This window comes from Psychrobacter sp. Sarcosine-3u-12 (assembly GCF_002836005.1).
Classification (GTDB): Bacteria; Pseudomonadota; Gammaproteobacteria; order Pseudomonadales; family Moraxellaceae; genus Psychrobacter; species Psychrobacter okhotskensis.
Window position 1 is genome coordinate 1 of sequence record NZ_PJBY01000033.1, and the last position, 1,148, is coordinate 1,148.

The 1,148-nt window shown below is 49.1% G+C and carries 1 protein-coding gene; it reads right to left on the minus strand.

Annotated features, from left to right (window positions below; all coding sequences use genetic code 11):
* The coding region (locus CXF65_RS01005; RefSeq protein WP_198551933.1) for a type VI secretion system Vgr family protein at window positions 1-1,148 on the minus strand (1,148 nt) is incomplete at both ends.

The window sequence follows — 1,148 nt, forward strand, 5'->3', positions numbered from 1 at the left end:
GTCTCATCGATGATTTGTGCACTGGTCTTAAAGGCTTCTATCGTTTGGTTGGCATCGCTAAGTGCTACCGTGTATTGCAAGTGTGCCTGCTTGGCCTCTTTAAAGGTTTCGCTCAGCTCAGTGCCCATCTTTAACTGACGTTGTCCGGCATCATTGACCCACGCTGACTCATGCTCGCTTTGACTATGTCTGATATCAAAGGTGGATAGCAGTACTCCAGACTCACCTGTGATTTGCAAACCATGGTCGGTTGCTAGATTAATGCCTTGACCGCTATCGCTTGATTGATGATTGCTAAAGCGATGACGCAGTATGCCAAGCTCAAGCACGTGCTCATCAGGGGCAAAGGTGGCGCTAGAAGTGATGGTTGGTGTCTCAGCATTGGCACGTGATCCTGTATTCACCGTCCACTGGAGACCGACTTTATTAGGCGTGTCATCGAAACTTAGGGTCACCTCAGAATCAGACGTCAGCCCATATTGAGCAATACCAGAAATCCAACCACTGTGAGTATCATCTTCACTAATTTGCGAATGTCCGAGGCCACCACCATGCCAACGAGGAGCAGATCCGCCTTGCAAGTTGTGTCTATTCGATAGTCCGCTATCACGAGTGGTGATGTCTTTGTCATCGACATCGCCCATACCGATACCGTCATAAAGCGATCTGCTAATCACAGGACTGTCTATATCACCATACCAATGGTTAAGGAGAATCGACTGCCCAAGCCTTGGCGCAAACTGCCAGCCATGAGTGCTACCGGATGAGAGTTGCAGGCTACGTAGGGGCAGGGTAGTTCCGTCATCGTGAGGACTGATACCTGAGTAGACGGGAGTGGTGATGGTTTGTTGCAGGTTGTCATCGGTGACACTAGAGTCATAGCTGGGCGAGGCTAATAAACTGGTGTCACCAGTACGCGCTTGGGTGAGTCCTAGGTAGGTACTACTGGCAAAGGACTGTTTGCTAGGGTAAGGGCAATAAGGAATAGCAGCGTCAAGTAACGTCGCTGATACCCAAACCCCAGTATTGCGGGCGATGTCAAAGCCATGATCGGGTATTGAAAAGTGACTGTGATTCATTGCATGACAGTGCATATACTGAGCAGTGCGCTGTAACCACTGCTTGATAAATACTTGATGATGGTATGA